Below are 4,550 nucleotides of genomic sequence, written 5' to 3'. Positions count from 1 at the left end.
CGCGCCCACCGCGCCGCGCGGGGTGGGCCGGCTCCGGTCGGGGCTGCGCGGCCTGTGGCCCGCGCTGGCCGGGACGGCCGCCGTCCTGCTGACCGTCGCCGCGGCCGTGCAGCTGGCCGGCGCCGCCGGCACCGCGGACCGCTACCGCGCGATGCCGAGCTGCGACCGGGCCGGCGCGCAGACCTGCATCGTGACCGAGGACCGGCTGCTGGACTCGGTCGAGGACGACGGCGGCGGGGGCGGCGGCGTGCTGCTCCTGGTGGACGGCGGTGGCTCCGCCACCGACCCCGGCTACTACGACGTGGCCGCGCTGCCCCCGGCCTTCCAGGGCCTGGCCAACGGCTCCAGGATCCAGGTGCTGCACGCCTCGGACGGCTCGGCGGTCCTGGGGATCCGCTACGAGGGGGTCACGGTCGCCCCGGAGGGCGCGCCGGACAGCCAGGTCGGCGCGCACCTCTCGTACCTGGTCGCCGCTTTGCTGGCGGCCGCGCTGTTCCTCGTCTGGACCGTCGCGAGCATCCGTTCCCACCGCCGCTACCCCTGGTGGGCCCCGCTCTGCCTGCCGGCCCTGCTGGCCGCCTGCGTGGTCGCCGACCGGCGGAGCGTCGACCCGGCCCCGCTGAGCGCCGCGAACTACCTGCCGGCGGCGCTGCTGCTGGTCGCGGGGCTCGCGCTGGGCGGCGCGCTCGACCGGGTGCTGGCGGCCCGCGCAGCGCGGCGGGCGGCGGCGGTCGCGGCGGCGGCAGTGGCGGCGGGCTGAGGGCGGGACCGGCTCAGCCGCGGGCCGACAGCTGCCGCTCGACCTCGGCCTTGTCCAGGCCCAGGCCGCTCAGCACACCGCTGCCGTGCTCGTGCTCCAGCAGGGCGAGCAGCAGGTGCTCGGTGCCGACGTAGTTGTGGGAGAGCCGGATCGCCTCACGGAAGGTCAGCTCCAGGACCTTCTTCGCCGGGCCGTCGTACGGGATCAGCTCGGGCACCTCGCCCCCCGGCGCCGGCAGCACCGCGGTCGCCGCCGTACGGACGGCGTCGACCCCGAGCCCCGCGGCCACCAGCAGCTGCACGCCCAGGCCCTCGGGCTCGTGCAGCAGGCCGAGCAGCAGGTGGTCGACCCCGATCTCGGCGTTGCCCGCGGTGCGGGCCTCCTCCTGGGAGGCCATGACCACGTTCCGCGCCCGGTCGGTGAAGCGGGCGAAGGCCTGGCCGGGGTCGAGGGTGACCACCTCGCTCGGGTCGGCGGGGTCCTTCGGCACGAACCGCTTCTGCGCGGCCTGCCGGGTCACGCCCATGCTGCGCCCGATCTCGGTCCAGGAGGCGCCGGAGCGGCGGGCCTGGTCGACGAAGTGGCCGATCAGGTGGTCGGCCACCTCCCCCAGGTGGTCGGCGGCGACGACGGCGCTGGAGAGCTGCTCCAGCGCATCGGTGTGGGTCTTCTTGATGCCCTCGATCAGGTCGTCGAGGCGGATGGAGTGCGTCATGTGTCAACCGTAGGTTGACGCCGCTCGGGCGTCAACCTACGGTTGACAACAGCTCGCCGCTACTCGCCGCCCAGCATCCCCTCGGTGGCCGCCGTGGGCGAGCTCACCGCCGGGCCGCCGTGGTTGCCGAGCAGCTGGCTGACCTGGCCCACCACCGGGAGGCTGTTGCCGTTGGAGTTGACCTTGGCGCCGCTGTCGCCGAGCGGGGAGTCGGCGTGGGCGGCGCTCGGCGCCGCGAGGGAGGCCGCGAAACCGACGGCGAGGGAGGCCACGGCGAGCATGCTGCGCTTCTTCATGCGCTGCTCAACGAGCGCGGCCCGCCCAGGTTTCGGGTACCGCCACCGGATCACGGCCTTGGCCCGCCCTACGGGAGTGGTCAGACGGGTCCTGGGGCCTGTCTGACCACTCGCGTCGGATCAGCGCGCGGCGGTGGGCGCCCGGCTGGGCGTGCCGGCGGATCGTCCTCGTACTGGGTCGTACTTGGATGGTCCGCCGGTGCGTTCAGGCGGGATGCCCGGCGTCGCGCGCCCGGCGGGAGTGGTCAGACAGGCCCCAGCAGCTTGAGGAAGCCGGCGAAGGAGTCGGCGACCTGCTCGGCGGTCCAGGCCAGGGCCGGGGCGAGCACCGTCACCTCGGTCACCGCCAGCCCGGGCTCGCGGGACTCGGCGAAGCCGCCGAACAGCGCGTCCCCGGTCAGCTCGGCGTGCCGCAGGTTCGCCTCCGTCAGCCGCTCGGGCGGGTGCGGCAGCAGCAGCTGGAACTGGTGGGTGTGCGGCGGCTCGGGGTGCAGCCGCCCGCCGGGCACCTCGGCCAGCACCCGGCCCAGCCCCTCGGCCACCACCGCGGCCTGGGCCAGGTACTCGGGCAGCCGGGGCAGTTCGCGGCCGAGCGCGGCCAGCGCCGAGAGCGCGGCGGGCCACTGCTGGTGCACCAGGCCGCCGTAGCGGTGCCGCCAGGGGCGGGCCTCGGCGACCAGGTCGGCACCGCCGGCCAGCGCGGCCCCGCTCATCGCGCCCAGCGCCTTGTAGAAGGAGACGTACACCGAGTCGCCCAGCGCGGCCAGCCGCGGCAGCGGCAGGCCGTAGTGGGCGGCCGCCTCCCAGAGCCGGGCGCCGTCCAGGTGCACGGCCGCCCGGCGCTCCCGGGCGGCGGCCACCGCGGCGGTCAGCTCGCCCCACCCGGGCAGCACGAAGCCGGCTGCGCGCAGCGGCAGTTCGAGCATCAGCACGCCGAACGGCTCGTCGAACTCGCGCAGTTCGGCGGCGGTGGGCAGCCGTGGCGCGGTGGTCGGCCAGACCGCGTCCAGGCCGGTCAACCGCCGGTAGGCGCGGCGCTCGTGGGTCTCCAGGTGGTAGAGCGGGTGGGCGGCCACCACCGGCTCGCCCTGCCGACGGGCCCAGCAGCGCAGCGCGACCTGCTGGGCCATGGTCCCGGTCGGGAAGAAGAGCGCGGCCGGCTTGCCGAGCAGGTCGGCCACCCGCTGTTCCAACTCGGCGACGACACCGTCGCCGTAGACGTCGGGCGACTCCAGCGGCCCGACCGCGGTGCGGGCGTCGGCGCCCAGGGCCGCGAGGCTCTCGTGCAGGGTGACCGGGCGGCGCCCGGAGAGGATCCGGCGGCCGGAGCGCCAGAGCGCGAAGCGGCGGGCCGCATCGGGTCGAGCAGGGGACTCGTAGGCCATCTCCTGATGGTCCATCAGGAGATGGCTGCGGGGAATGCCCGGGACCGAACCCGTGGACGACGGCTGGACGGCGGCCCCGCCCGGCTTCCGTACTCCGCGGCCGTACTCCGCAGCCGTGCTCCTGGTCGGCCGTGGTCCTGGTCACAGGCCGGCGGGCCACTACGGGGGCGGGTAGTAGATGGAGCAGCGGGCCGATGATCCGATCGGCAGACCAATCCGCCGATTGCCTGAAAATCTGAACCGCCTTCCACTACACGCCGTCGTAGTTCATCGGATTTCGCTACCACCTCACCGACGGTTACACCTGGATGTTCCCCCGGCCGCGTCCGCCCCTGCAGGGCTCGCTCCGCGCCGCCCCGAACCTGCTGCGAGGTCCGAGCACAGATGAACACTCCTGCCGACGGTCCCGCCGACAGTCCCGCCGATACCCGCGCCGAGCCCGCCCGGCCCGCCGAGCCGGAACGTTTCGCCACCCGGCCGAGCGGCGGCCGCTACCCCGTCTTCCACGGGCGGCACCGGCACAAGGCGATCTCGTCGGCGCTCGCCGGGGCGGCCCTGCTGGGCGTGGCCCTGGCCGCGGTGCCGGGCAGTGCGGCGGCGCAGACGGTCCACCCGACCACGCCGGAGAGTTCGGCCTTCGGCACGGCGCGCGGGCCGCTCGCCTTCGACACCATGGTCCAGCTGAGCGCCCCCAGCGCCTACCGGGCCTCCCGCGGCCACCGGCCGGGCGGCCAGGCGGTCTCGGTGGCCGGCAGCCTGGCCACGGCGGCGCACTCCGCCCCGTTGGCGCCGCCCGCGCCCCCCGCCGCGCCGCACGCGCCCACGGCACCGGAGCGGCCGACGCCCCCCGTGCCGCCCTCGGCCCCCGGCTGGTCGCCGCCGGCGCCCGGGGCCCGGATCAGCTACCGCTTCGGCGTCCCCGACGCCGGCTACGCGGCCGGCTACCACACCGGGGTGGACTTCGCGGTGAGCTCCGGCACCCCGCTGCTGGCCGTCGCCGACGCCACCGTGGTCTCCGCCGGTTGGGCCGGCGCCTACGGGAACGAGGTGGTGCTGCAGCTGCCCGACGGTCACTTCGCGCAGTACGCCCACCTGTCGCGGCTGGACGTCGAGGAGGGGCAGCGGGTGACGGCCGGTCAGCGGCTCGGCGCCTCCGGCATGACCGGCAACGCCACCGGGCCACACCTGCACTTCGAGATCCGCACCGTGAACACCTACGGCGCGGTGATCGACCCGGTCGCCTACCTCCAGGCGCACGGAGTCAACGGCCTGTAGCACCGGTCCGGGGACCGGCCGCAGCCGTCCGGGCCGGGCCGGGGCCGACCCGGGGGCGGCCCCGGTGGCGGCCCCGGTGGCGGCCCCGGTGGCGGCCCCGGCGCGGGCCTACTGCGCCG

Annotated in this window: 5 protein-coding genes; 2 read left to right on the top strand and 3 right to left on the bottom strand. The window is 76.1% G+C overall.

All coding sequences use genetic code 11. The features are described 5' to 3' along the window. Nucleotides 1-760 (top strand): hypothetical protein (locus tag ACQRUO_RS38705; RefSeq protein WP_428320877.1); only part of this gene is annotated, 760 nt, incomplete at its 5' end. Nucleotides 761-773: 13 nt separating this feature from the next. On the opposite strand, the gene ACQRUO_RS38700 is transcribed toward ACQRUO_RS38705, so the two are convergent. The 3 genes from ACQRUO_RS38700 to ACQRUO_RS38690 form a co-directional block, all read right to left on the bottom strand. Further along, nucleotides 774-1,475, bottom strand: a complete 702-nt coding sequence (locus tag ACQRUO_RS38700) for a Clp protease N-terminal domain-containing protein (RefSeq protein ID WP_428320876.1) — start codon at nt 1,473-1,475, stop codon at nt 774-776. A 59-nt stretch (nt 1,476-1,534) separates the two neighbouring features. Beyond that, nucleotides 1,535-1,771 carry a hypothetical protein gene (locus tag ACQRUO_RS38695; RefSeq protein ID WP_428320875.1) on the bottom strand — a complete coding sequence of 79 codons (237 nt, stop codon included), beginning with the start codon at nt 1,769-1,771 and terminating at the stop codon, nt 1,535-1,537. A 245-nt stretch (nt 1,772-2,016) separates the two neighbouring features. Next, entirely contained in the window at nt 2,017-3,171 is a 1,155-nt protein-coding gene (locus tag ACQRUO_RS38690) for a threonine aldolase family protein (RefSeq protein ID WP_428320874.1), read from the bottom strand. A gap of 369 nt (nt 3,172-3,540) precedes the next feature. On the opposite strand from ACQRUO_RS38690, the gene ACQRUO_RS38685 reads away from it, so the two are divergent. Beyond that, nucleotides 3,541-4,431, top strand: a complete 891-nt coding sequence (locus ACQRUO_RS38685; RefSeq protein ID WP_428320873.1) for a M23 family metallopeptidase — start codon at nt 3,541-3,543, stop codon at nt 4,429-4,431. Nucleotides 4,432-4,550 lie beyond the last annotated feature (119 nt).

Source organism: Kitasatospora sp. LaBMicrA B282, from assembly GCF_050325825.1.
Classification (GTDB): Bacteria; Actinomycetota; Actinomycetes; order Streptomycetales; family Streptomycetaceae; genus Kitasatospora.
Note: the sequence above shows the minus strand (reverse complement) of the source record. Positions and strands in the feature narration are given on the sequence as shown.

Coding starts and splice junctions, on each gene's coding strand:
- ACQRUO_RS38695 (WP_428320875.1), bottom strand. CDS start 1,771: ATGAAGAAGCGCAGCATGCTCGCCGTGGCCTCCCTCGCCGTCGGTTTC.
- ACQRUO_RS38685 (WP_428320873.1), top strand. CDS start 3,541: ATGAACACTCCTGCCGACGGTCCCGCCGACAGTCCCGCCGATACCCGC.
- ACQRUO_RS38700 (WP_428320876.1), bottom strand. CDS start 1,475: ATGACGCACTCCATCCGCCTCGACGACCTGATCGAGGGCATCAAGAAG.
- ACQRUO_RS38690 (WP_428320874.1), bottom strand. CDS start 3,171: ATGGACCATCAGGAGATGGCCTACGAGTCCCCTGCTCGACCCGATGCG.